This is a genomic window from Paraburkholderia lebeckiae, from assembly GCF_014201005.1.
GTDB classification, from domain to species: Bacteria; Pseudomonadota; Gammaproteobacteria; order Burkholderiales; family Burkholderiaceae; genus Paraburkholderia; species Paraburkholderia tuberum.
Genome location: NZ_JACHDK010000002.1, coordinates 133,863 through 159,439 on the forward strand (window position 1 = coordinate 133,863; position 25,577 = coordinate 159,439).

The window sequence follows — 25,577 nt, forward strand, 5'->3', positions numbered from 1 at the left end:
CGCGTTAGCTGCCGCCGCCACGACGCATCATGTCGAAGAACTCGGAATTGCTCTTCGTCTGACGGATCTTGTCGAGCAGGAATTCCATCGACTCGACTTCGTCCATGTCGTGAATGAACTTGCGCAGTACCCAGATTTTCTGCAGCGCTTCGGGCTTGATCAGCAGCTCTTCGCGGCGCGTGCCCGACTTGTTCAGGTTGATTGACGGATAGACGCGCTTCTCGGCGAGACGGCGCTCGAGGTGCACTTCCATGTTGCCGGTGCCCTTGAACTCTTCGTAGATCACATCGTCCATGCGGCTGCCGGTTTCGATCAGCGCCGTGCCGATGATGGTGAGCGATCCGCCTTCCTCGATGTTGCGCGCCGCGCCGAAGAACCGCTTCGGGCGCTGCAGCGCGTTCGCGTCGACACCGCCCGTCAGCACCTTGCCCGAGGCCGGTACCACCGTGTTGTAAGCGCGCGCGAGACGCGTGATCGAGTCGAGCAGAATCACGACGTCGTTCTTCATTTCGACGAGGCGCTTGGCCTTCTCGATCACCATTTCGGCGACCTGCACGTGACGCGCAGCGGGTTCGTCGAACGTGGAGGCGATCACTTCGCCGGCCACCGAACGCTGCATTTCCGTCACTTCCTCCGGGCGCTCGTCGATCAGCAGCACGAACAGCACGACGTCGGGATGGTTCTGCTTGATCGCGTGCGCGATGTGCTGAAGCATCACGGTCTTGCCCGACTTTGGCGACGCGACGAGCAGGCCGCGCTGACCCTTACCGATCGGCGCGATCATGTCGATGATGCGGCCGGTCACGTTCTCTTCGCCACGCATTTCACGTTCGAGCAGCAGCACCTTGTTCGGGTGCAGCGGCGTCAGGTTTTCGAACATGATCTTGTGCTTGGAGGCCTCCGGCGGCTGGCCGTTGACCTTGTCCACCTTCACCAGCGCGAAATAGCGCTCGCCGTCTTTCGGCGTGCGCACTTCGCCTTCGATCGTGTCGCCAGTATGCAGGTTGAAGCGGCGGATTTGCGACGGGCTGATGTAGATGTCATCCGTGCTGGCGAGGTAGGAGGTTTCCGGCGAACGCAGGAAGCCGAAACCGTCCGGCAGCACTTCGAGGGTGCCGTCGCCGAAGATCGTGTCGCCCGCTTTGGCTCGTTTTTTTAGAATGGCGAACATCAATTCCTGCTTGCGCAGGCGGTTCGCGCTTTCGATCTCGAGGCCATTGGCCATCTCGATCAATTGGGACACGTGCAAAGTCTTAAGCTCGGATAAATGCATACGGAGAACCCGCAGGAGAAGGTGCGACGAAATGAAATCTGGGAGGAGGGTGAGCGGAACCGCTCAAAGACTTACACGTCTTTTCGACGTTTTGTGGATTCTAGCATAGCACACGCCAATTTAAGCCAGTGCGGCGGCGTGGCATCTTTGTTGCAAAGCGTGTTGCCGGCTGACAACACGCTTGACCGGCGCGCGCGGCGGTTTGCTCCACTGATGCGCCCGATTCTCGAACTGCCTGCGGCGCGCGATGGACCCGCGAACGCCGCGGCGTACTGCTGCTTTACAGGTTGCCGTCGAGGAACGCGGTGAGTTGCGACTTCGACAGAGCGCCGACCTTCTGAGCGGCAACGGCGCCGTTCTTGAACAGGATCAGTGTGGGGATGCCGCGCACGCCAAACTTGACCGGCGTGGACTGATGCTCGTCGACATTGATCTTCGCGACTTGCAGGCGATCGGCGTAATCCTTCGCGACTTCGTCGAGGATCGGCGCGATCATCTTGCACGGACCGCACCATTCGGCCCAGAAATCGAGCAGCACGGGTTTATCGGATTTCACGACGTCCTGTTCGAACGATGCGTCGCTAATATGCTTGATTTGTTCGCTCATTTATGAATACCTCTGTCGGTTCGAGGCCCGCCTGAATTGCTCGCCACGATACGTCAAAAACTGGGAAAACTCCGTTCGCTTTGCCGCATCCAGAGCCTTGCCGCGCCTGCCTGTGAAAATCAGAAAAAACGATCTGAAAAACGCCGGATCTTCACGGAATGCGCAGAAAGAGTCGCGTATGCGGGTCTTTCAACTGGCAGTGTAGCTTAATTCGCTATGCGTTGCCGATGGCGATAGTACTCATCAGGACAGTGGGGCTAATAGGCCGCCGCCGCAGCGTCGGCCGGTTTCTGCGGCTCACGGATACCGCGTTGCAATCTAGATGGTGGCGCGCGCCGCGAACTCAAGTGCCGCGCGTGGCGGGCGTCGCCGCGGTGGCTGGCAGGGCGTCGGGCGGCGTGCAGGAAGCGGGCGCAAACAGTGCGAAGTCGTTCGAAGCGAAGCGTCGTTCGCGTTTTGCTCGCGTCAACAGTCGCACAATGCGCGCGGCAATGATAGAATCTTTCGTGACGGGCCTCCTCGCATGGAGGGATGGTCAATCTGGTCAGGTCGGGAACGAAGCAGCCACAGCCGTTTTCCACCAGTGCCGAGGGTCGGGCTCGTCACCTTTCCTTGCTTTTTTCTCCGCGGCCGTTTTCACGGCTTGTCCGCAGTTTCTCCACAGTCATTCCCAGCTTCTGTATTGATCGTTCGCCGTGTTCGGATGGAGCGTCGTCGTGGCCGTTTCGCGCATTTCACGCGTCTTCCCGAATCGGTTTTGCGCGCCATTGTTACTGATACAATTTCCGCATGACCTATCAAGTTCTCGCACGCAAATGGCGGCCGAAGGATTTCGCTTCGCTCGTCGGACAGGAGCACGTGGTGCGCGCGCTCACCCATGCGCTCGACGGCGGCCGTCTGCACCATGCCTATTTGTTTACAGGTACGCGCGGCGTCGGCAAGACCACGCTGTCGCGCATCTTCGCGAAGGCGCTCAATTGCGAGACCGGCGTGACGTCGACGCCTTGCGGCGTATGCCGTGCGTGTCGCGAGATCGACGAAGGGCGCTTTGTCGATTACGTCGAAATGGACGCGGCGAGTAATCGTGGCGTCGATGAAATGGCCGCGCTGCTCGAGCGCGCGGTGTACGCGCCCGTCGATGCGCGCTTCAAGGTCTACATGATCGACGAAGTGCACATGCTGACGAACCACGCGTTCAACGCGATGCTGAAGACGCTCGAAGAGCCGCCGCCACATGTCAAGTTCATCCTCGCGACCACCGACCCGCAGAAGATTCCGGTCACCGTGCTGTCGCGCTGTCTGCAGTTCAACCTGAAGCAGATGCCGGCCGGCCATATCGTGTCGCATCTCGAACGCATTCTCGGCGAAGAGAACGTGCCTCACGAGGCGCAGGCGTTGCGCCTGCTCGCGCGCGCGGCCGACGGTTCGATGCGCGACGCGCTATCGCTGACCGATCAGGCGATCGCCTATTCGGCGAACCAGGTCAGTGAAGACGCGGTGCGCGGCATGCTCGGCGCGCTCGATCAAAGCTATCTGATCCGCCTGCTCGACGCGCTCGCGCAGGGCGACGGCGCGGCGGTGCTGGCGGTCGCCGACGAGATGGCCTTGCGCAGCCTGTCGTTCTCGACGGCGCTGCAAGATCTGGCGAGCCTGCTGCATCGGATCGCGTGGGCGCAGTTCGCGCCTTCGTCGGTGCTCGACGAATGGCCGGAGGCGGCCGACTTGCGCCGTTTCGCCGACGCGTTGAGCGCCGAGCAGGTGCAACTGTTCTATCAGATCGCGACGATCGGCCGAAGCGAATTGGGCCTCGCGCCCGACGAATACGCGGGCTTCACGATGACGCTGCTGCGCATGCTCGCGTTCGAGCCGGCTCCGACAGGCGGCGGTGGCGGAGTGGCGGGAGCCGCTGGCACGCAGAACGGTGCGGGCGCCGCCGCCGGTGCGAAGCGTGCTGGTGCACCGACGGTTGCCGCGCTGCGCGCGCTGTCACCTTCGTCCGCGACGGCCATGGCAGCTGCTGCACACGTTCGCGGACCTCAGGTAGGCGTTGCCGGCGAGGAGCAGGGCGACGCGATGAAATCGATCGCGCCGACTGCAAAGCCGACCGCGAAGCCCGCAGCCGACTCCGCGCAGTCTGAAGCAGCACCGCAATCGCCCAATGCCGAAGTCGCCCGCGTGACAGACGCGCCTGCCACTACGGCGCCCCCGCTGGCGCCGTGGGAAGACGCGCCCGCGAATGCCGTCGCCACGATTGCCAGCTCGACCGCGCCGGTCTCGAACGAAGTTTCCGACATCGCACCTTCGTCCGCACCGAGCGCGCTTGTAACTGCCGCGCCTGGTCGCGCGGAAGAGGCCACGTCACCCGAACTGGAAGCGCGGCCGGAATTGGCGGCGCCCGCCTCAACGGCGGCACCGGCGGCCGCAGCCGACTCCGCGCCGCGCCGCGCGGGCGGCGCCAGCGCCGCGCTCGACGTGCTGCGCAACGCCGGCATGAAAGTATCATCCGACCGTGGCCGCGCTAACACGGCCGTGTCCGCGAAGCCGGCCGCACCGAACCCCGCCGCGCCGCGTGTGGTCGTGCCGGTGCCGACGCCCGGTGCGCCACGCCGCGTGTCGCAGGACACCGCCGCGCAGGCGGCGCCAGCTCGCGACGCAAACAGCGGCGCGAGCAGCAATGCGCAGCAGAACAGCCCGTCGATCCCACCATGGGACGACATGCCGCCCGACGACTACATGCCGTTGTCGGCCGCTGACGACGCGTACTTCATTCCGCCAGACGACAATTTCGTGCCGGTATTCGACCGCGGCCCCGACGACGTCCGCATGGACGGCCCGGCCGTGCACGCCGCCGCGCCTGCGCCGGTCGCCGATACGCGCCCGCTGCCGCCTGCCGTGTCGCTCGATCCGCTAGGTTTCACCGGCGACTGGCCGGCGCTCGCCGTCGATCTGCCGCTGAAGGGCATCTCGCATCAGCTTGCGTTCAACAGCGAACTGATGGCGCTCGACGGCAGCACGCTGAAGCTCAATGTGCCGGTGCCGCAATACGCAGAAGCGTCGCAGGTCGCTAAACTGAAGGCAGCGCTCGTAGAGCGGCTCGGCCAGAACGTCGACGTGCAGGTCGAAGTCGGCCCGGCGCGCCGTACCGCCGCCGCGCACGACGCGAAGCTGCGCGCGCAGCGCCAGCAGGAAGCCGAGCGCGAGATCAGCGCCGATCCGTTCGTGCAGTCGCTGATTCGCGAGTTCGGCGCGAGCATCGTGCCGGGCTCGGTCCGCCCGATTACCCCGGACGCCGCCTCGAACGGCGCGTCGCCGGCCCACTGATCCATCGTTCGCGGCGTCGTCGCAGCGCGGCGCCGGAATGCCAGATTTCACGCTATCTAGAAGGAGCACGTCCATGATGAAAGGCCAACTCGCCGGGCTGATGAAGCAAGCCCAGCAGATGCAGGAAAACATGAAGAAGATGCAGGAGCAACTCGCGCTGATCGAAGTCGAGGGGCAGTCGGGTGCCGGTCTCGTCAAGGTGACGATGACCTGCAAGAACGACGTGCGCCGCGTGTCGATCGACCCGAGCCTGCTCGCCGACGACAAGGACATGCTGGAAGATCTCGTCGCCGCCGCGTTCAACGACGCCGTGCGCAAGGCCGAGGCGACCGCGCAGGAAAAGATGGGCGGCATGACCGCCGGCCTGCCGCTGCCGCCGGGTTTCAAGCTGCCGTTCTGAACCTGTTCTGATTGAGAAAGGGCTGAAGCGGGTGAGCGCCGCGGCGGTTCATTGCCGCGGTGCGAACGCAGACGCTCGCCGCCGCGCGCCGCGTGCAGGCTGGAAACATCGAACCTGCACAGCCGCGCGTGAAAGCGTCGTCACGGCGTGAAAGCGCGGCCCGGTTCGAGCAACACCCCCGCATCCCGATTCGCCCACCCGGGCACCACCCACGTCGACGCCGATCCGCATGAAACAACCTTCCGCCCTGTCGGCGCTCGTCGAAGCGCTGCGCGCGCTGCCCGGTGTCGGGCCGAAGTCCGCGCAGCGCATGGCGTATCACCTGATGCAGCACGATCGCGAGGGCGCCGAAAAGCTCGGGCGCTCGCTGTTGTTCGCGACCGAGCATCTGCGTCACTGCGAAAAGTGCAACACGTTTACCGAAGCGCAGATCTGCGAGGTCTGCCTCGATGAGGAGCGCGATCCGTCGCTGCTGTGCGTCGTCGAAACGCCGGCCGACCAGATCATGCTCGAACAGACGATGACCTATCGCGGGCTCTATTTCGTTCTGATGGGACGGTTGAGTCCGCTCGACGGCATCGGACCGAAGGAAATCCATTTCGACCGGCTCGTGAAGCGCGCGTCGGATGGCGTCGTCAAGGAAGTCGTGCTGGCCACCAATTTCACCAACGAGGGCGAGGCCACCGCGCATTACCTCGGACAGACGCTGAAGGCGCGCGGCCTTGCCGTGACGCGTCTCGCGCGCGGCGTGCCCGTGGGCGGCGAGCTCGAGTATGTCGACGCGGGCACGATCGCGCGCGCGATGCTCGACCGTCGTTCGATGTAGCCAGGCGGCTTTCGTTGGCCGCCATATCCGTCCAGGCACGCATCGTCGCAAGTCGTTGCAAGGCAGAGAGACTGGGTACACAACGATGCAGAACCAGGGAGACTCATGAGCGCCACCCCCGAATCAGGCGCGAGCGCTGCACCGCATGACGCGTGCGGTCCGCTCGCCGGCGTCAAGGTGCTGGAACTCGGCACGCTGATTGCCGGGCCGTTCGCCGCGCGTTTTCTCGGCGAATTCGGCGCCGACGTCATCAAGATCGAAGACCCCAAAGGCGGCGACCCGCTTCGCAAATGGCGCAAGCTGTACCCGGAAGTCGGCGGTACGTCGCTGTGGTGGGCCGTGCAGGCGCGCAACAAGAAGTCCGTCACGATCAACCTGAAGGCCGAAGAGGGCAAGGAGATCGTGCGGCGACTGGCGAAAGAGGCTGATATCGTCGTCGAGAATTTCCGGCCCGGTCTGCTCGAAAAGCTCGGGCTCGGCTACGACGTGCTGTCCGCCGAGAACCCCGGCCTCGTGATGGTGCGTCTGTCGGGCTATGGCCAGACGGGCCCGTATCGCGACCGGCCCGGCTTCGGCGCGATCGCCGAGTCGATGGGCGGTCTGCGCCATATCACCGGCTATCCGGATCTGCCGCCGCCGCGCATCGGCATTTCGATCGGCGATTCGATCGCCGCGCTGCACGGTGTGATCGGCGCGCTGATGGCGCTGCATCACAAGCAGGTGAACGGCGGCAAAGGGCAGGTCGTCGACGTCGCGCTGTACGAGGCCGTCTTCAACATGATGGAAAGCGTGGTGCCCGAATACGGCGTCTACGGCATGGTGCGCGAGCGTACCGGCGCGTCCCTGCCGGGCATCGTGCCGTCGAATACGTATCCGTGCCGCGACGGCAGCATCGTGATCGGCGGCAATAGCGATCCGATCTTCAGGCGCCTGATGATCGCGATCGAACGCGACGATCTCGCGAACGATCCGACGCTCGCGCATAACGATGGCCGCGTGCCGCGCACGCGGGAAATCGACGCCGCGATCGGCGCGTGGCTGTCCACGCGCACGATCGACGAAGCGCTCGCGGTGCTGAACGCGGCCGACGTGCCGGTGGGCCGCATCTACAGCGTCGCCGACATGTTCACCGATCCGCAGTTCATCGCGCGGCAGATGATCCAGCGGTTCAAGTGGCAGGACGGCAAGGAAATCACGCTGCCCACGATTACGCCGAAGCTGTCGGCGACGCCCGGTGAGACGCGCTGGCTGGGGCCAGAACTGGGTGAACATACCGATGAAGTCCTGCAATCGCTAGGTTATGATGCTGACGGCATCGCGCGGTTGCGGGCGCAACAGATCGTCTGATGCGCACAGCGCAACGCATGGAGAAAGGCGCGTAAAGCGCGGCGCTGACGCACGATTCGCGCCGCGCGACCGGCAGCCCCACACCGTGCCCAAGCGCTTGCGCAACGCGCACCCGGGCGGTCAAAAAGCCGGACTACAAAAAATCTGGAGACAACGGACCATGCAACGCAGAACCTTCCTCGCCGGCGGTGCGGCGCTCGCGGGCGCCTCGCTCGCGGCCACGCCGTTCGCTTTCGCACAGGGCAAGCCCGAGACCACCAAGGTCGCCATCGCGGTCGGCGGCAAGAACCTGTTCTACTACCTGCCGCTGACGATCGCCGAGCGCCGCAACTACTTCAAGGACGAGGGGCTCGAAGTCGAGATTTCCGACTTCGCGGGCGGCTCGCAGGCGTTGAAGGCGGCAGTCGGCGGAAGCGCCGACGTGGTCTCCGGCGCGTTCGAACACACGCTGCTGTTGCAGGCGCAAAAACAGATGTTCCGCGAATTCGTGCTGCAGGGCCGCGCGCCGCAGATCGTGCTCGCGGTGTCGAAGAAGACGATGCCGAATTACAAGTCGATCGCCGATCTGAAGGGCAAGAAGATCGGCGTGACCGCGCCGGGTTCGTCGACGTCGATCATGGCGAGCTTCGTCCTCGCGAAAGCGGGGCTCAGTCCGAAGGACGTCGCGTTCATCGGCGTGGGCGCCGGTGCCGGCGCGATCGCCGCGCTGCAGTCCGGGCAGATCGACGCGATCGCCAATCTCGATCCGGTCGTCACGCGCCTCGAGCGCGCCGGCGACGTGCGCGTCGTGTCGGACACCCGCACGCTCACCGATACGCACATCGTGTTCGGCGGCGACATGCCGGCGGGCTGCCTGTACGCGTCGCAGTCGTTCATCACGAAGAACCCGAACACCACGCAGGCGCTCACCAATGCGATGGTGCGCGCGCTCAAGTGGCTGCAGAACGCGAGCGGCAGCGAACTGATCAACACGGTGCCGGAGAGCTATCTGCTTGGCGACCGCGCGCTCTATCTCGACGCGTGGCAGCACGTGCGCGAAGCGATGTCGCCCGACGGCCTGATGCCCGCCGACGGTCCCGCGACGTCGCTGAAGACGCTGAAAGCGTTCGATCCGGTGATCCAGAACGCGCAGATCGATCTGTCGAAGACGTGGACCAACGACTTCGTGAAGAAGGCGCTCGCGACCGTCAAGGCCTAAACGACGCGGCGCGCACACAGGCGCATCGAATGGGACGTGGGCAAGGCGATTCGCCGCGTTCACACCCGTCGCCCCAGCGTCGCCGCGACAACTCCCCGCAAACCCGATTCCCGAAGCGAGCCGTACGATGACCGTTGCTGCCCTGGCGCTCGAAAACATCACCTGCACGTTCGCCGCGCGTGACAACCGCGCACAGCGCTACACAGCGGTCAAGGACACGACGCTGCGTATCGAGCCCGGCGAGTTCGTGTCGGTCGTCGGGCCGACTGGCTGCGGCAAGTCCACGCTGCTGAACATCGGCGCGGGGCTGCTCCAACCGTCGACGGGCGGCGTCAGCGTGTTCGGCGAAAAGCTCAGTGGCCTGAATCGCCGTGCGGGCTATATGTTCCAGGCAGATGCGCTGATGCCGTGGCGCTCGGCGCTCGACAACGTGATGGCCGGCCTGTCGTTTCACCGCGTGCCGGCCTCGGAAGCGCGCGCGAAGGCTGAAGAGTGGTTGAAGCGTGTCGGTCTCGGCGGCTTCGGCGACCGCTATCCGCATCAGCTGTCGGGCGGCATGCGCAAGCGCGTTGCGATGGCGCAGACGCTGATCCTCGACCCCGACATCATCCTCATGGACGAGCCGTTTTCCGCGCTGGATATTCAAACGCGGCAGCTGATGGAAAACGAGTTGCTCGATCTCTGGGCCGCGAAGCGCAAGGCCGTGCTGTTCATAACGCACGATCTCGACGAAGCGATCGCGATGTCGGATCGCGTGGTGGTACTGTCGGCCGGGCCTGCGACGCATCCGATCGGCGAGTTCCGGATCGATCTGCCGCGGCCGCGCGATGTCGCCGAAATCCGTTCGCATCCGCGCTTCGTCGAGTTGCATGCGCAGCTCTGGGGTGTGCTGCGCGATGAGGTGCTCAAGGGTTATCAGCAGCAACTGACCGCTGTTTGAATGTGCCGCGCATCCCCGCCTGCACATCGAAAAGAAGACGTGTTCAATAATCGTCCAAGGCAAACCAAGTCATGTGGAAGACGTTGCGCCCGAGCCGGGCGAATCTGGTGATCTGGCAGTGGCTGCTGCTCGTGCTGTGCTTCGTGCTGTGGTACGTGCTGACGAGCCCGACGCTGATACCGCCGTTCTATTTCGACGATCCGAACAAGGCGGCGTTTTTCTTTGGCGAGCCGCAGAAAGTACTGCAGCGGATCTGGGAATGGTTCACGGGCGGCGAGATCTATCTGCATCTGTGGATCACGCTCGTCGAGACCGTGCTCGCGTTCGTCTTTGGCACCACGATCGGGCTCGGCGTCGGCCTGTGGCTCGCGCTCGCGCCGACCGCGAGCGCGCTGTTCGATCCGTACGTGAAGGCCGCGAACTCGATGCCGCGCGTGATTCTCGCGCCGATCTTCGGCGTGTGGTTTGGCCTCGGCATCTGGTCGAAGGTCGCACTCGGCGTCACGCTGGTGTTCTTCATCGTGTTCTTCAACGTCTACCAGGGCGTGAAGGAAGTGAGTCCGATCGTGCTCGCGAACGCGCGCATGCTCGGCGCGAACCGTAAGCAGCTGCTGCGTTTCGTCTATCTGCCGAGCGCGATGAGCTGGGTGTTTTCGAGCCTGCATACGTCGGTGGGGCTTGCGTTCGTCGGCTCGGTGGTGGGCGAGTATCTGGGCTCGGCGCGCGGCGTCGGCTATCTGATCCTGCAGGCCGAGGGCACCTTCGATATCAACACGGTGTTCGCGGGGATTCTGGTGTTGACCGCGTTCGCGCTGATTCTCGATGCGATCGTCGGGACCGCGGAGCGGCGTTTGATGAAGTGGCAGCCGCGCACCGGGGATACCGAGAAGCTGTGACCGCGGATCGCAAGCGGCGCGGCGGCCGAAATCGCAGTCGGCCGCCGCGCCGTTTTTGAGGCTGCTTTACTGGTTGTGCTACGGCGTGATGACCACCTTGCCGATCACGCGGCGCTCGGCCATGTCGCGCAACGCGCGGCCGGTGTCGTCGAGCGAGTAGCGGGCGGACACGTAGGGCTTGAGCTTGCCTTCACGAATCCAGCCGGTCATCTGCTCGAATGCCGCGCGATTGCGCTGCGGCTCACGCTTCGCGAAGTCGCCCCAGAACACGCCGATCACGCTTGCGCCCTTGAGCAACATCAGGTTCAGCGGCAGCCTTGGAATCTCGCCATTCGCAAAGCCGACCACCAGATAACGCCCCCTCCAGCCGATGCTGCGAAACGCCGGCTCCGCATACACGCCGCCGACCGGGTCGTAGATCACGTCCGGACCTTTGCGGTCGGTGAGCGCCTTGATGCGCTCGCGCAGATCCTCGGTGTTGTAGTTGATCGTCGCGTCCGCGCCGTGCTTCACGCAGGTCGCGAGCTTTTCGTCGCTCGATGCCGCCGCGATCACGCGCGCGCCAAGCGCCTTGCCGATTTCGACCGCCGCCAGCCCGACTCCGCCGGCCGCGCCGAGCACGAGCATCGTCTCGCCAGGCTGCAGCGCGCCGCGATCGACCACCGCATGATGCGAGGTGCCATACGCGAGCGTGAACGCGGCCGCGAGTTCGAACGACACGTCATCGTCGAGCGGCACGCAGGCCGCGGCGGGCGCAAGCGCCTGCTCGGCAAAACCGCCGGAGCCGGTGAACGCGGCCACGCGCGAACCAGGCGTGAACTGCGTGACGCCTTCGCCCACCGCGCGCACGATGCCCGCGGCTTCCGAACCGGGCGTGAACGGCAGCGGCGGCTTGAACTGGTATTTGTTCTCGATGATCAGCACGTCGGGAAAATTGACGGCCGCGGCCTTCACGTCGATCACGACGTGGCCAGGCGGCGCTTCGAGATCCGCCAGGTTGTCGACGACCAGGCTCTCGGGCGGCCCGTACTGCTTGCAGCGAATCGCGCGCATCGTGTCTCCGTATCGTTCAGGGTTCGCACTGTTTTCGAGTGTAAAGTAAAGCGCACGACCGTGCGATTTATTGCGCTGCGGGTTACGACGTGCAGCGCGCTTTTGATGCGTCGCGTGCGCTTCATCACGCAAGCCGTATTGCATTGCACAGCGTGAAGCACGCACAGGATGCCGACTCATTGACGAGCGCGTACGGCCGCGCGTTCAGTGCGAAGCAGCATCTTTGCGTTCGATACAAGGATCCGCGCACCTGGAAAATACTGGCTCGCACGACGCTTGTGCACACCACGCAGACACGCCGTCCGTGTCGTTCGCGTGCCATCTTTCCTCGGTTACAATCGGCGCATGCGAATCCTACTCAGCAACGACGACGGTTATCTGGCGCCGGGCCTCGCCGCGCTTTACGAAGCGCTGAAGCCGATCGCCAACATCACCGTGATGGCTCCCGAACAGAACTGCAGCGCCGCGTCGAATTCCCTGACGCTGTGGCGGCCGCTGTCGGTCCTGCGTTCGGCGAACGGTTTCTACTACGTGAACGGCACGCCGACCGACTCGGTGCACATCGCACTGACCGGCATGCTCGACCATACACCGGACCTCGTCGTGTCGGGTATCAACAACGGCCAGAACATGGGCGACGACACGCTGTATTCCGGCACCGTCGCAGCCGCTACCGAAGGCATCATGTTCGGGGTGCCGGCCATCGCGTTCTCGCTCGTCGACAAAGACTGGGCGCATCTCGAAGACGCAGCCCGCGTTGCCGCCGAAATCGTCGCGCATTATCTCGCGCGGCCGTTGCCGGGACATCCGCTGCTGAACGTCAATATTCCTAACCTGCCGTATGACGAACTGCGCGGCTGGCAGATCACGCGACTCGGCAAACGTCATCCGTCGCAGCCGGTGATCCGCCAGACCAATCCGCGCGGCGAACCGATCTATTGGATCGGCGCCTCGGGCCAGGCGCGCGACGCGAGCGAAGGCACGGACTTCCATGCAGTGGCCAACGGCGCCGTGTCGATCACGCCGCTGCAGCTCGATCTGACCTACACGCAAATGCTGCCCGCGGCGCGCGACTGGCTGCGCGCCGGGAGCGGCAGTTCATGACCGGCGAGCGCGCGAAGCGCTTTCCGCTAGGGCTCGAGGACCTGGTGCGCGAACCGCGCCGGCCCGAGGGACGTCCAGGTGAGATGCGCGCGGCGGCGCTCGCGGCGAGCGCGGCGTTGAACGCACGGCAGCAGTCGGCGAAGCCGACGCAGGGCGGCGCGGCCGCACGGGCGCAAGCGAGGACCTCGGTTGCTGCGCAATCTGCGCCGGCGACGCGACCCCAGGTGATTCCCCAGGCGAAGACGCAAAGCGCTTCGTTGGGTACGTCAACGGCGGCGACCGGTGCGATGCCGCCAAAGCCGCAGGCCGCTCCAGTCGCGAAGACAACAGCGAACGCGTTCGCCGGTGCATTGGCGGGACAGCCTGTCAAGCAAGCACCGAAGTCGTCGGTCAAGCCAGGCAAAACCTCGACGCATGCGTCTGGCCACAGCGCGCGCGCGACACCATCGCCACTTCAGTCGCAACTGCAGCAAAGCGCGAAACCCGCGCCGAACGCCGCGTTGGCCGGTGCAATGGGCGGCGCATTCGGCGGCGCGACCAGCGGTGCGATGAACAACGCCTTGGCGCTGACCTCGGAACGGGTTCGCGAACGCATGGTCGAACGCCTGCGAGCCAATGGCGTCAGCGATCAGCGTGTGCTGAACGCGATGGCGGCGGTGCCGCGCCACATGTTCGTCGATCCGGGTCTTGCGGCCCAGGCGTACGAAGATGCCGCGCTGCCGATCGGTCATCACCAGACTATCTCGAAGCCGTCGGTGGTCGCGCGAATGATCGAACTCGCGGCGGCCGGGCGCGCGTTGAACACCGTGCTCGAAATCGGCACCGGTTGCGGATATCAGGCGGCGGTGCTGAGCCGGGTCGCACGCGAGGTTTATTCGATCGAGCGCATCAAGCCGCTGTCCGAGCGCGCGAAGACGAATCTGCGTCCGCTGCGCATTCCGAATATCCGGCTGCATTACGGCGACGGGCGGCTCGGTTTGCCGTCGGCGGCGCCGTTCGACGCGATCGTGATCGCGGCTGCTGGGCTCGACGTTCCGCAGGCGTTGCTCGAGCAGCTCGCGATCGGCGGACGTCTGGTTGCGCCGGTCGGCTCACAGGAAGGACAGAGCCAGGTGCTGACGCTGGTCGAGCGCCTCGGCCCCGCGCAGTGGCGCGAGTCGCGGCTTGATCGCGTTTTCTTTGTACCCTTAAAATCCGGAGTGATTTGACACCGATGAGTATGTTGCGCGCGATGCAGAGAACCACCCCGAATACCCCCCTGACCGTAACCCAGCGCAGCGTGTGCGTGCTCGCCTTGTCCCTGTTGATGACGGCCTGTGCATCCCGGCTCGACCAGGCGCCCGTCGTCGATCGCTCCGGCGGCGGCACGCTCGCCACCGCGCAGGGCGCGGCGCAACCGGCGGTGCCGCTCGGCCCGCCGCCGCCGGGCTACTATCGCGTGAAGCCGGGCGATACGCTGTACCGCATTGCGCTCGAAAACGGCCAGAATTACCGCGACATCTCGACGTGGAACAACCTGACCAACCCGAATCAGATCGAAGTCGACCAGCTGCTGCGCGTCGTGCCGCCGGGCGCGAATACCGCGGCCATGACGCCGGGCGTGTCGACCGCGCCGATCGGCAGCACGGGCGCGGTCCAAAGCGCACCGCTGAACAACAACGCGCCGGCCGCGGTCGGCGCCGCGATGCCGCCGCTTTACGGCGGCGCGACGACCGGTACGCTCGCGAATGGTGCGGTAGCTGCGCCTCCGGCCAATCCCTCTGCGGCGAGCGCCGACATCGGCAGCGCAGCGGCGGGCAACGTAGCATTTGCATGGCCGGTGCGCGGTCCGCTGCTCAACACGTTCAACGACTCGACCAACAAGGGCGTCAATATCGGCGGCTCCGCGGGCGAGCCGGTTAAAGCGTCAGCCGATGGTCGCGTCGTCTATGCCGGAAATGGGCTGCGTGGTTACGGCAATCTCATTATCATCAAGCATGATGCAACTTATCTCACTGCGTATGCACACAACCGCGCTTTGATGGTAAAAGAGGGGGACGCGGTTACGAAAGGGCAGAAGATCGCAGAGATGGGCAATAGCGATTCCGACCGTGTGATGTTGCATTTCGAAGTTCGCCGACAGGGTAAACCAGTCGACCCACTGAAGTATTTGCCCTCGCAATAAGCGATACGACCATGCCGAAATCGAAGCGCCGCCCGCCGCAAGCCGAGTCTGAGACGATCAGCGAAGTCACGTCTGCCGCAGTGGACGAAAGCGGCGCTTCGGAAGTGGAAGAAGAGGTCGCGGAGGAGCGCGATCTCGACGAACGCCAGAGCGGCCTCGACGACAGCGAGAGCGCTGACGCGCGCGAAACCACCGGCGAGGCGCCGCCCGACGCCGACGATTTCCGCGCACTGCTGCAGGCCGAACTCACGGCCGACACGATCCAGCATTATCTGAATCGCATCAGCGTGAAGCCGTTGCTCACCGTCGAGGAAGAGCAGAAATATTCGCGCCTTGCCAAGGCCGGCGAGTTCGAAGCGCGGCAGGTGATGATCGAGCGCAATCTGCGGCTGGTCGTCAGCATTGCCAAGGGTTATCTGAATCGCGGCGTGCCGCTGCTCGATCTGATCGAGGAGGGCAACCTCGGCCTCATGCACGCAATCGAAAAATTCGATCCGACGCGCGGCTTCCGTTTCTCAACCTACGCGACGTGGTGGATCCGCCAGAGCATCGAGCGCGCGATCATGAACCAGGCGCGTACGGTGCGATTGCCCGTGCATGTGATTCGTGAGCTCAACCAGGTGTTGCGCGCGAAGCGCCATCTGGAAAAGAACTCAATGAATTCGGGGGAGGCGGCCGAGCGCCGCGACGCGAGCATCGACGACATCGCTTATCTGACCGGCAAGACCACCGACGAAGTCACCGACATCCTCGCGCTGAACGAGCACACCGCATCGCTCGATGCGCCGCTCGATCTCGATCCGGCGAGCAGCCTGCTCGATCTGCTGTCGGACGACCAGAGCCAGTCGCCAGACGCCGAAGTGCAGCATCGCGAGCTCGAAACACTGACACGCGCATGGCTCGCGCGTTTGTCGGACAAGCACCGCCATGTGATCGAGCGGCGCTTCGGTCTGAATCACATCGAGCCCGCCACGCTCGAGGAGCTGGCCGACGAAATGGGCCTCACGCGCGAGCGTGTGCGCCAGATCCAACAGGAAGCGCTGGTGCGACTGAAGCGCTTCTTCGCCTCAAACGGTGTCCGCAAAGACGCCGTTCTCTGACCTGATGACACCGATTCTTGTTTTCGACATCGAGACGATTCCCGATGTCGCCGGCATCCGCCGGCTTGAAGATTTGCCCGCGTCGATGAGCGACGCCGACGTCGCCGGGCACGCGTTCGCCGCACGCCGCGAAAAAACTGGCAGCGATTTTCTGCCGCATCACCTCCAGCGGGTCGCGGCGATTTCCTGCGTGTTCCGTGACGACAACGGTTTTCGCGTGCGCTCGCTCGGTACGCCCGAGGACGGCGAGGCGACGCTCGTGCAGTCGTTCTATCGCGTGATCGAAAAGTACACGCCGCAACTTGTGTCGTGGAACGGCGGCGGTTTCGATCTGCCGGTGCTCAACTACCGCGCGCTCGTCAACGGCATCCCCGCCTACCGGTTCTGGGATCTCGGCGAGGACGACCGCGACTTCAAGTGGAACAATTACATCAGCCGCTACCACGCGCGACACACCGATCTGATGGACGTGCTCGCGATGTACCAGGCGCGCGCGAACGCGCCGCTCGACGCGCTCGCGAAGATGTGCGGCTTTCCGGGCAAGATGGGCATGGACGGCAGTCAGGTGTGGCAGGCGTTCCAGCAAGGGCGCATCGAGGAAATCCGCAATTACTGCGAGACCGACGTCGTCAATACGTACCTGCTGTATTGCCGCTTCCAACTGATGCGCGGTGGCTTTTCGCCGTCGGAGTATGCTGACGAGATCAACCTCGTGAAGAACGCACTCGCGCTGGAAAGCGCACCGCAGTGGGCCGAGTATCTGGCGGCGTTCGAGCAGTAAGCGCGCGCGAGCAGAGCCTCCGCCGAGGGGCCGCGATCCGCACTCGCTCCACGTGTGGTCCGCACCGCATCGCAGGCAGGCCCGGCGCTTCGTCTACAATCTCGCCTTTCCCCCATCGTTTGTCAGGAAGTCCGCAGGTGTCCCGAACTGCCCCCCAACGTCGCTCGCCGCGGCGCTCATCGAAGCATGCCAGAGCGCACGCCCCGGCGCCGGCGCCCGTCATTACTGGCAACGAACCGCTCATCGAAATCGTTTCGCTCGATATGGAAGCGCGCGGCGTAGGCCGCACCACGAGCGAAGACGGTACGCCAGGCAAGGTCGTGTTCGTCGAAGGTGCGCTGCCGGGTGAACTCGTCAGTTATTCGACGCATCGCAGCAAGCCGAAATTCGAGCAGGCCGAAGTCGTCCAGGTATTCCGCGAAAGCGTGATCCGCACGACGCCGAAATGCACGTACTTCAACATCTGCGGCGGCTGCTCGATGCAGCATCTCGACATGCGCGCGCAGGTGGCGGTCAAGCAGCGCGTGCTCGAGGACAACCTGCAGCATCTGGCGAAGCTGCGCCCCGAAACGGTGTTCCGGCCGATTGACGGACCGTCCTGGGGTTATCGCTATCGCGCGCGGCTCGCGGTGCGCTACCTGCCGGAGCGCGGCGGCATGCGCATCGGCTTTCACGAGAAAAAGAGCAGCTATATCGCCGACATGAAGACCTGCGAGGTGCTGCCGCCGCATGTGTCGGCGATGCTGATGCCGCTGCGTTTCATGGTCCGCAAGCTGTCTATCTACGACCGCATGCCGCAGCTCGAGCTCGCGGTCGGCTCGTCGGTCACGGCGCTCGTCGTGCGCAACCTCGAACCGCTGACGGCCGGGGACGAGCAGGTGCTGCGCGAGTTCGCGGACGAGCACAAGGTGCAGTTCTGGATCCAGCCGGGAGGTCCCGACACGGTCACGCCGCTTTATCCTCTCGACGTGCAGCTCGACTACACGCTGCCCGAATACGGCATCCGTATGCCGTTCAAGCCGACTGATTTCACCCAGGTCAATCACGCGATCAACCGCGTGCTGGTGAGCCGCGCGTTGCGCCTGCTGGCGCCGGCACGCACCGACCGCGTGCTCGACCTGTTCTGCGGGATCGGCAACTTCACGCTGCCGCTCGCGCGAATCTCGCGGGAAGTGGTCGGCATCGAGGGTAGCGAAGTGCTGACCCAGCGCGCGCTCGCGAATGCGGAGCTGAATGGTGTCGCCGGGCACACGTCGTTCGCGTGCCGCAACCTGTTCGAAGTCACCGCCGACGACTTGCGCGCGCTCGGCCAGTTCGACAAGTTCCTCGTCGATCCGCCGCGCGAAGGCGCGCTCGCGATCGCGAAGGCGCTCGCGGAGATCGCGCAGAGCGGCAACGGGCCGCTGCCGAAGCGCATCGTCTATGTGTCGTGCGCGCCGGCCACGCTCGCGCGCGATGCCGGGCTGCTCGTGCATGAGGCCGGCTATCGGCTGGTGGGCGCGGGCGTCGTCAATATGTTCCCGCATACGTCGCACGTGGAATCGATTGCGCTGTTCGAGCGCGATTGAGTCTCGCGGCGCGCATAAACGAAAACGCCACGACCGAGGTCGTGGCGTTTTCGTTTTCAGACGAAGGTCAGTGTGCCGTCGGCGCGTGAGGCGTCAGAACTGCCACCACGACTTCGCCGTGCCGGGCCGTGCGCGGCCGGTCACATACGGGCTGTCGGGGAAGGTGCCGGCCAGCACGCGACGAGTGTCGTCGGCGAGTTGCTGGTTGTTCAGCTTCTCGTACGACAGGATCATGATGTGCAGCGCGTCTTCGATGGCCGGCGCGTTCTTGTACTCGCGCAATGCGAGCTGCGCACGGTTGATCGCGGCGACATAGGCGCCGCGGCGATAGTAGTAGTCCGCGGCGTGAACTTCGTGCGATGCGAGCGCATTCACGATGTAGCGCATGCGCTGGGCGGCGTCCGGCGCGTACTTGCTGTTCGGGAAGCGGTCCACCACGACCTTGAACGCGTCATACGACTCGCGCAGCGACTTCGGATCGCGCTCGCTCATATCCTGGCCCGAGAAGCGGCCGAACAGACCGAGGTCGTCGTTGAAGTGGATCATGCCCTTCAGGTAATACGCGTAGGCGATGTCCGGATGATCCGGGTGCAGCTGGATGAAGCGGTCGATGGCCTGGTCGGCGGCGGCGTTTTCGTTGTCTTTCCAGTTGCAGTACGCAACGTTGATCTGCGCCTGCTGGGCGAAGTGGCCGAACGGGTCGCGGCCCTCGAGCAGCTCGAAATACTTCGCGCACTTGCCCCAGTCGCCACCGGTCAGGGCGTCGTTCGCCTCCGTATATAATTTGTTGTTGTTCCACGCTGCCGTTTCGTCGGTCTTCTCCGGCAGGCCGTGGCAAGCCGCAACAGCGACGACGGCCGCGGCGCACGCAATGTATCCGGCCACTTTCCGGGCCGCCTTCTTGATGGCCGCCAAATTGATCGCCGCTTCAGTGATGGTGTTCAAGGCTCGCATTTTCCAGTCTAGCTTTACGTCCAGGTGACCCAGATTCAATGACCCGCTCAAATACTCCAGGCGCCGCAGGCGCCGGGAATAGCAACGAAGATTATAGCGTAAGCGCCGACCTGGCCGACGCGTTGGGCGTCGATCCCTTCGACGACGATTTCTCCAGCGACGCGCTCGCCGCAAGCAGCCCGCAAGGCTCTGCGGCCGCGGCGGCACCCGTGCCCGTGCGCGCGGCCGACGAAGCGCCGCGCAGCGTCGTGGTACCCGACGAACTGGCCGGCGAGCGCCTCGACAAGGTGCTGGCCAAAGTATTCCCGGAGTTCTCGCGCAGCCGTCTGCAAAGCTGGATCGAGGCGCAGCGGGTGCGCGTCGACGGCAAGGCGGCGAAGATCCGCCAGCCGGTGCCGCTTGGCGCGACGATCGAGCTCGTGCCCGATCTGCTGCCCGAGCAGCTCGCCTTCACGCCCGAGCCGGTGCCGCTCGACATCGTCTACGAGGACGACACGCTCGTCGTCATCAACAAGCCGGCCGGCATGGTCGTGCATCCGGCGGCTGGCAACTGGAGCGGCACCGTGCTGAACGGGCTGCTCTACCGCTATGGCGAGTCCGCGGCGGGTCTGCCGCGTGCGGGCATCGTGCATCGGCTCGACAAGGAGACCTCGGGGCTGATGGTGGTCGCGCGCACGCTCGAGGCGCAGACCGACCTCGTGCGCCAGTTGCAGGCGCGCACGGTCAAGCGCCGCTACCTCGCGCTCGTGTGGGGCAACCTGCCCGACGAAGGCACGATCGACGCGCCGATCGGCCGCGATCCGCGCGAGCGCACGCGCATGGCCGTGGTGACGGGCGCGGCCGGCAAGCCGGCGCGCACGCATTTCCGGCGCGTGTCCTCGGCGATCTGGCAGCGTCAGCCGGTCACGGCGATTCACTGCGATCTGGAGACGGGGCGCACGCATCAGATTCGCGTGCATTGCGCGCACATCGGTCATCCGTTGCTCGGCGATCCCGTGTACGGACGCGCGCGCGGCAAGCGCTCGGTCACGCCGCTGCCAGACGGCTTCGCGCGCCAGGCGCTGCACGCGTGGCGGCTCGGCCTGATTCATCCGAAGACCGGCCGCTCGATGCAGTGGCGCGCCGACCTGCCGGCCGACATCGAGGCGTTGTCGGCCGCGCTCGGTCTGGGTCGCGACGACGCGGGCGAGTTCGACGATGCGTATGGCGAGGACGAGGACTACGATGCGTCGTTCGACAACGGCGCGTACGATGAAGACAGCGACCACGACGAGGACGATCACGCATGAGCACCAATCTGCCGGAGCTGGGTTTTGCCGACGTCGTGCAACCCGCATGGAACGTGTCGCCGCGCGTGCGCGCGCTCGTGACCACCCGCGACGGCGGCGTCAGCGACGCGCCGTTCGGCCGCTGGCGCGACGGCGCCGCCCAGCCCGGCGGGCTGAATCTGGGCATGAAGACCGGCGACGATCCCGCCGCGGTCGCGCGCAATCGCGCACGGCTCGTCGCGCTTACCGGTGTTCGCGAGGCCGCGTGGCTCGAGCAGATCCATGGCGCCGGCGTCGTCCGCGCCGAGGATGCGATCGCGCGCGCGCGCGAGCATGGTGCGCCGGCGCGCGCCGACGCGAGCGTCACCGATCGCGCGGGCATCGCGTGCGTCGTCATGGTCGCCGATTGCATGCCGGTGCTGTTGTGCGACGAAGCGGGGCGCGCGGTCGGCGCCGCGCATGCCGGGTGGCGCGGACTCGCGGCGGGCATCGTCGAGCAGACTGCCGCGCGGGTCGCGGCGCTGGCGGATGTGCGCGCGAGCGAGCTGCATGCGTACCTCGGACCGTCGATCGGGCCCACCGCATTCGAAGTCGGCGCAGACGTGCGTGACGCCTTCATGACCGTTGCCGACGATGCACAACTCGACGCGACCGCGAAGGCGTTCGTCGCGCATCCCGGGAATGCCGGCAAATATCTCGCCGATCTGCCGGCGCTGGCGCGCCTGCGGCTGCAGCGGCTCGGCCTTACGCGCATCAGCGGCGGCGATCTGTGCACGGTCACGTTGCGCGAGCGTTTTTATTCGTATCGCCGTGATCGCGAGACCGGACGCATGGCCGCGTTGATCTGGATCGACGACCAGGCGCAATCAATTGCCGATTAATTCGGGATGGCGCGCGGGCGCATCTTGTCATACTTTTAGAATCGAACGGTTGTTTTATTTCGCGTGAATGCGCGCCGGTTCGTTAATCGCGAATCCCACTGCCGGCCCGTCGCTGAGGGCCCGTTGGCCGGCCTTCACACGCATCTTTTGTTGCGCTGCCGGAAGGCCCGCCGATAGCGCGAATCGCCCGCCGGCTGTGTGGGCGAGCGAACGAATAAATATGCTTAAGTGCCATGCGCCGTAGGAGTTTTTTGATTTACCCCGGCAGGCATCATTTGATTCGTTAAAGCGCGATTTGCCATACAGGGAAAACGATAATTAAAAAACTATCGCACTGCGGCAAAATCGGGAGCAAGCATTGACATGCCTTGTGATGGGGAGCAAGAATGTTCCTCCCAAGCTCCTCGTCGTTCATGGGACAGGGCGTGACGAAGTCGCGAGCAATCGCCACGTGCGCACGGAGCTGCCTCTCAACCCGTCCGCAAGGACTTACCGGTCAAAAGCAGGTATGGCAGCATCTCATTCCTCAGCTTCCCCCAGCACCGACTCCTCGAAGGAGCAGACGCAGCAGGCCGGTACTAGCGGCGCATCGTCAGCCGCAGGCATGCAGCAATTTCTCGACGCCTGGATGAACGCCTGGCGTTCGTTCGGCGCGCAGCCCAATGGCACGTCATTTCAGATGCCCTCAATGCCGCAGATACCGGACTTCGCGCAGATAACGGCGGGCTTCCCGCAAATACCGGCGTTTCCCGGCATGCCCGACTTCAGCAAGCTGGCCGCCGGTGCGTTGCCGTCGTTGCCGGGGCTGAGCATTCCCACCGCCGCGATTCCGCCCGAGCGTTTGCAGAAGCTGCAGACCGACTATTCGCGCGAGGCGATGGAGCTGATCCAGCAGGCCACCACGTCGGCGATCAAGGCGCCCGAGCTCAAGGACCGGCGCTTTAGCGCGGACGCCTGGAGCGCGGCGCCCGCCTACGCGTTCACCGCCGCGTGGTATCTGCTGAACGCGCGCTATCTGCAGCAGCTGGTCGACGCGCTCGACACCCAGCCGAAAACCCGCGAACGCATTCGCTTCGCGGTCCAGCAGTGGACCGCGGCGGCCTCGCCGAGCAACTTCTTCGCGCTGAATCCCGAAGCGCAGAAAACGCTGCTCGACAGCAAAGGCGAGAGCTTGCGCCAGGGCGTGATGAACCTGCTCGCCGACATGCAGCGCGGCAAGATTTCCCAAACCGACGAATCGCGTTTTGCGGTCGGCGAGAACCTCGCGAACACCGAAGGCTCGGTCGTGTTCGAGAACGATCTGCTGCAGCTGATCCAGTACAAGCCGCGCACGGCGACCGTGCGCGAGCGGCCGCTCCTGATCGTGCCGCCGTGCATCAACAAGTACTACATTCTCGACCTGCAGCCCGAAAACTCACTCGTCGCGCACGGGCTTGATTCGGGCCATCAGGTGTTCCTGATTTCGTGGCGCAACGCGGATCAGTCCATCGCGCACAAGACGTGGGACGACTATATCGGCGAGGGTGTGCTCACCTCGATCGACACCGTGCGCAAGATCAGCGGCCGCGAGCAGATCAATACGCTCGGCTTTTGCGTCGGCGGCACGATGCTCGCCACCGCGCTCGCGGTGGCTGCGGCGCGCGGCGAACATCCGGCCGCGTCAATGACACTGCTCACCGCGATGCTCGACTTCTCCGACACGGGCGTGCTCGACGTGTTCGTCGACGAGGCGCACGTGCAGATGCGCGAGCAGAGCATCGGCGGCAAGAACGGCGCGCCGCCGGGACTGATGCGCGGCGTCGAGTTCGCGAACACGTTCTCGTTCCTGCGCCCGAACGACCTCGTATGGAACTACGTCGTCGACAGTTACCTGAAGGGCCGCACGCCGGTACCGTTCGACCTGCTGTACTGGAACAGCGACTCGACCAGTCTGCCAGGGCCGATGTACGTCTGGTATCTGCGCAACACGTATCTCGAGAACAAGCTGCGCGAGCCCGGTGCGCTGACCACCTGCGGCGAGCCGATCGATCTCTCGAAGATCGACGTGCCGACCTTCATTTACGGATCACGCGAAGACCATATCGTGCCGTGGCAAACCGCGTATGCGTCGGCGCCTCTGCTCACCGGGCCGCTGAAGTTCGTGCTCGGCGCGTCGGGCCATATCGCCGGCGTGATCAATCCGCCCGCGAAGAAGAAGCGCAGCTTCTGGAAGCTCGATACCGACGCGAAGACGCTGCCCGAAAGCGCGGACGAATGGTTCGACGCGGCGACCGAAGTACCCGGCAGCTGGTGGCCGGAATGGACCGACTGGCTCGATCAGTACGGCGGCAAGAAAGTGAAGCCGCGCGCCAATTTGGGCTCCGACGAATTCCCGGTCATCGAGCCGGCGCCGGGCCGCTACGTGCGGCAACGGGAGTAGGTTCACGCACAGGCTCGATGCGCTTACGACATTGCTGTCGACGTCGGCATAGCGCGCAGTCGGCCGGTGCATAGGTGTTTGGCAGGTGAATGAGCGTCTGGTTGATGAAGGCGTGAGAGCAACGCAAGTTGCAACGCAATTTTTAACGTAACGGGCTGCGGCGCGGTTGGCCGGGATGCCCGGAGGATATGGAAATGACTGATGTTGTGATCGTATCGGCCGCTCGTACTGCAGTGGGCAAGTTTGGTGGGTCGCTGGCGAAGATTGCCGCACCTGAACTCGGCGCGCTCGCGGTGCGCGCCGTGCTCGAACGGGCAGGCGTGAAGCCGGAACAGGTGAGTGAAGTTATTCTGGGCCAGGTGCTGACGGCGGGCTCCGGTCAGAACCCCGCGCGTCAGGCGCTGATCAAGGCGGGTTTGCCGTCGGCCGTGCCGGGCATGACGATCAACAAGGTCTGCGGCTCAGGTCTGAAGGCCGTGATGCTCGCGGCCAACGCGATCATCGCCGGTGACGCGGACATCGTCGTGGCAGGCGGCCAGGAAAACATGAGCGCCGCGCCGCACGTGCTGCCGGGTTCGCGCGACGGTTTCCGCATGGGCGACGCGAAGCTGATCGACTCGATGATCGTCGACGGCCTGTGGGACGTCTACAACCAGTACCACATGGGCGTGACGGCCGAGAACGTCGCGAAAGAACACGGCATCACGCGCGAGCAGCAGGACGCGTTCGCGGCGCTGTCGCAGAACAAGGCCGAAGCCGCGCAGAAGGCGGGGCGCTTCAACGACGAAATCGTGCCGGTCGAGATTCCGCAGCGCAAGGGCGAGCCGCTGCGCTTCGCCACCGACGAATTCGTGCGTCATGGCGTGACGGCCGAATCGCTCGCGAGCCTGAAGCCGGCGTTCTCGAAGGAAGGCACGGTCACGGCGGCCAACGCATCGGGTCTGAACGACGGCGCAGCCGCGGTGCTCGTGATGTCGCTGAAAAAAGCGGAAGCGCTCGGCCTCACGCCGCTCGCGCGCATCAAGGCATACGCGAACGCGGGTGTCGATCCGAAGGTGATGGGTATGGGCCCGGTACCGGCTTCGCGCCGTTGCCTCGAGCGCGCGGGCTGGACGCCGGCCGACCTCGACCTGATGGAAGTCAACGAAGCGTTCGCCGCGCAGGCGCTCGCCGTGCACAAGCAGATGGGCTGGGACACGTCGAAGATCAACGTGAACGGCGGCGCGATCGCGATCGGCCACCCGATCGGCGCGTCCGGTTGCCGGATTCTCGTCACGCTGCTGCACGAAATGCAGAAGCGCGATGCGAAGAAGGGTCTGGCGTCACTGTGTATCGGCGGCGGCATGGGTGTCGCGCTGGCGGTCGAGCGCGTTTAAAGTACGCTGGGTACGCCGCGCGCATTCGCGACCGGTCGCGCGCGGTCTTCGCCGGCACAGGCATCTGGCCGCGCCGCACGCCAACTGGCGGTGCGGCGCGT

Annotated in this window: 21 protein-coding genes and 1 other RNA gene; 18 read left to right on the top strand and 4 right to left on the bottom strand. The window is 64.8% G+C overall.

Translation table 11 applies throughout. The annotated features are described in order from the left end of the window. Positions 1–4 precede the first annotated feature (4 nt). Together rho and trxA are read right to left on the bottom strand one after the other, a co-directional pair. Positions 5–1,273, bottom strand: coding sequence for a transcription termination factor Rho (gene rho / locus HDG39_RS03920; protein WP_026225411.1), 1,269 nt, complete (start codon positions 1,271–1,273; stop codon positions 5–7). Between the two features lie 280 nt (positions 1,274–1,553). Next, a complete protein-coding gene (gene trxA / locus HDG39_RS03925) occupies positions 1,554–1,880 on the bottom strand; it encodes a thioredoxin TrxA (protein WP_013089343.1) in 327 nt (108 codons plus the stop codon). A 508-nt stretch (positions 1,881–2,388) separates the two neighbouring features. On the opposite strand from trxA, the gene ffs reads away from it, so the two are divergent. The 8 genes from ffs to HDG39_RS03965 all read left to right on the top strand — a co-directional run bounded on the left by ffs (position 2,389) and on the right by HDG39_RS03965 (position 10,808). Further along, positions 2,389–2,487: signal recognition particle sRNA small type (ffs, locus tag HDG39_RS03930), an RNA gene on the top strand. Between the two features lie 182 nt (positions 2,488–2,669). Then, the gene (locus HDG39_RS03935) at positions 2,670–5,201 is read left to right on the top strand and encodes a DNA polymerase III subunit gamma/tau (protein WP_184003430.1); all 2,532 of its coding nucleotides are present in this window, start codon (positions 2,670–2,672) and stop codon (positions 5,199–5,201) included. A 73-nt stretch (positions 5,202–5,274) separates the two neighbouring features. Next, the gene (locus tag HDG39_RS03940) at positions 5,275–5,601 is read left to right on the top strand and encodes a YbaB/EbfC family nucleoid-associated protein (RefSeq protein ID WP_027197578.1); all 327 of its coding nucleotides are present in this window, start codon (positions 5,275–5,277) and stop codon (positions 5,599–5,601) included. 229 nt (positions 5,602–5,830) lie between these two features. Continuing rightward, entirely contained in the window at positions 5,831–6,427 is a 597-nt protein-coding gene (recR, locus tag HDG39_RS03945) for a recombination mediator RecR (RefSeq protein WP_018418135.1), read from the top strand. A gap of 105 nt (positions 6,428–6,532) precedes the next feature. Continuing rightward, complete coding sequence (locus HDG39_RS03950; protein ID WP_184003432.1) at positions 6,533–7,774, top strand: CaiB/BaiF CoA transferase family protein; 1,242 nt, start codon at positions 6,533–6,535, stop codon at positions 7,772–7,774. A 160-nt stretch (positions 7,775–7,934) separates the two neighbouring features. Then, a complete protein-coding gene (locus tag HDG39_RS03955) occupies positions 7,935–8,972 on the top strand; it encodes an ABC transporter substrate-binding protein (RefSeq protein WP_018418133.1) in 1,038 nt (345 codons plus the stop codon). Positions 8,973–9,099: 127 nt separating this feature from the next. Beyond that, the gene (locus HDG39_RS03960; RefSeq protein WP_184003433.1) at positions 9,100–9,912 is read left to right on the top strand and encodes an ABC transporter ATP-binding protein; all 813 of its coding nucleotides are present in this window, start codon (positions 9,100–9,102) and stop codon (positions 9,910–9,912) included. Between the two features lie 71 nt (positions 9,913–9,983). Continuing rightward, on the top strand, positions 9,984–10,808 hold the full coding sequence (locus tag HDG39_RS03965) for an ABC transporter permease (RefSeq protein ID WP_184003435.1): 825 nt from the start codon (positions 9,984–9,986) through the stop codon (positions 10,806–10,808). Positions 10,809–10,886: 78 nt separating this feature from the next. Here the strand turns inward: HDG39_RS03965 and HDG39_RS03970 are convergent, their stop codons facing one another. Beyond that, complete coding sequence (locus HDG39_RS03970; protein ID WP_184003437.1) at positions 10,887–11,861, bottom strand: NADPH:quinone oxidoreductase family protein; 975 nt, start codon at positions 11,859–11,861, stop codon at positions 10,887–10,889. 345 nt (positions 11,862–12,206) lie between these two features. Between HDG39_RS03970 and surE the strand changes: the two genes are divergently transcribed. From surE to rlmD, 6 genes are all read left to right on the top strand, one after another. Continuing rightward, positions 12,207–12,965 (top strand): 5'/3'-nucleotidase SurE, encoded by a 759-nt coding sequence (gene surE, locus HDG39_RS03975; RefSeq protein ID WP_184003439.1) that lies wholly within the window; start codon positions 12,207–12,209, stop codon positions 12,963–12,965. Further along, positions 12,962–14,173, top strand: a complete 1,212-nt coding sequence (locus tag HDG39_RS03980; RefSeq protein WP_184003441.1) for a protein-L-isoaspartate(D-aspartate) O-methyltransferase — start codon at positions 12,962–12,964, stop codon at positions 14,171–14,173. The genes surE and HDG39_RS03980 overlap by 4 nt, the downstream gene beginning before the upstream one ends. Before the next feature lie 5 nt (positions 14,174–14,178). Further along, positions 14,179–15,129, top strand: a complete 951-nt coding sequence (locus tag HDG39_RS03985) for a peptidoglycan DD-metalloendopeptidase family protein (RefSeq protein ID WP_184003443.1) — start codon at positions 14,179–14,181, stop codon at positions 15,127–15,129. An 11-nt stretch (positions 15,130–15,140) separates the two neighbouring features. Then, positions 15,141–16,229, top strand: a complete 1,089-nt coding sequence (gene rpoS, locus HDG39_RS03990) for an RNA polymerase sigma factor RpoS (protein ID WP_018418126.1) — start codon at positions 15,141–15,143, stop codon at positions 16,227–16,229. A gap of 4 nt (positions 16,230–16,233) precedes the next feature. Continuing rightward, the gene (locus tag HDG39_RS03995) at positions 16,234–17,010 is read left to right on the top strand and encodes a 3'-5' exonuclease (protein WP_184003445.1); all 777 of its coding nucleotides are present in this window, start codon (positions 16,234–16,236) and stop codon (positions 17,008–17,010) included. Between the two features lie 137 nt (positions 17,011–17,147). Then, positions 17,148–18,578 (top strand): 23S rRNA (uracil(1939)-C(5))-methyltransferase RlmD, encoded by a 1,431-nt coding sequence (gene rlmD, locus HDG39_RS04000; protein ID WP_184003447.1) that lies wholly within the window; start codon positions 17,148–17,150, stop codon positions 18,576–18,578. Positions 18,579–18,671: 93 nt separating this feature from the next. Here rlmD and HDG39_RS04005 read toward each other — a convergent pair whose 3' ends face one another. Continuing rightward, positions 18,672–19,532: an outer membrane protein assembly factor BamD gene (locus tag HDG39_RS04005; protein WP_184003449.1), complete on the bottom strand. Its 861-nt coding sequence runs from the start codon at positions 19,530–19,532 to the stop codon at positions 18,672–18,674. A 38-nt stretch (positions 19,533–19,570) separates the two neighbouring features. Between HDG39_RS04005 and HDG39_RS04010 the strand changes: the two genes are divergently transcribed. The 4 genes from HDG39_RS04010 (at position 19,571) to HDG39_RS04025 (ending at position 25,476) form a co-directional block, all read left to right on the top strand. Further along, positions 19,571–20,821, top strand: a complete 1,251-nt coding sequence (locus tag HDG39_RS04010; RefSeq protein ID WP_184003451.1) for an RluA family pseudouridine synthase — start codon at positions 19,571–19,573, stop codon at positions 20,819–20,821. Then, a complete protein-coding gene (pgeF, locus tag HDG39_RS04015) occupies positions 20,818–21,681 on the top strand; it encodes a peptidoglycan editing factor PgeF (protein ID WP_184003453.1) in 864 nt (287 codons plus the stop codon). The genes HDG39_RS04010 and pgeF overlap by 4 nt, the downstream gene beginning before the upstream one ends. Before the next feature lie 604 nt (positions 21,682–22,285). Continuing rightward, a complete protein-coding gene (gene phaC, locus HDG39_RS04020; protein ID WP_184003455.1) occupies positions 22,286–24,100 on the top strand; it encodes a class I poly(R)-hydroxyalkanoic acid synthase in 1,815 nt (604 codons plus the stop codon). Positions 24,101–24,294: 194 nt separating this feature from the next. Continuing rightward, positions 24,295–25,476 carry an acetyl-CoA C-acetyltransferase gene (locus HDG39_RS04025; protein ID WP_018418117.1) on the top strand — a complete coding sequence of 394 codons (1,182 nt, stop codon included), beginning with the start codon at positions 24,295–24,297 and terminating at the stop codon, positions 25,474–25,476. Positions 25,477–25,577 lie beyond the last annotated feature (101 nt).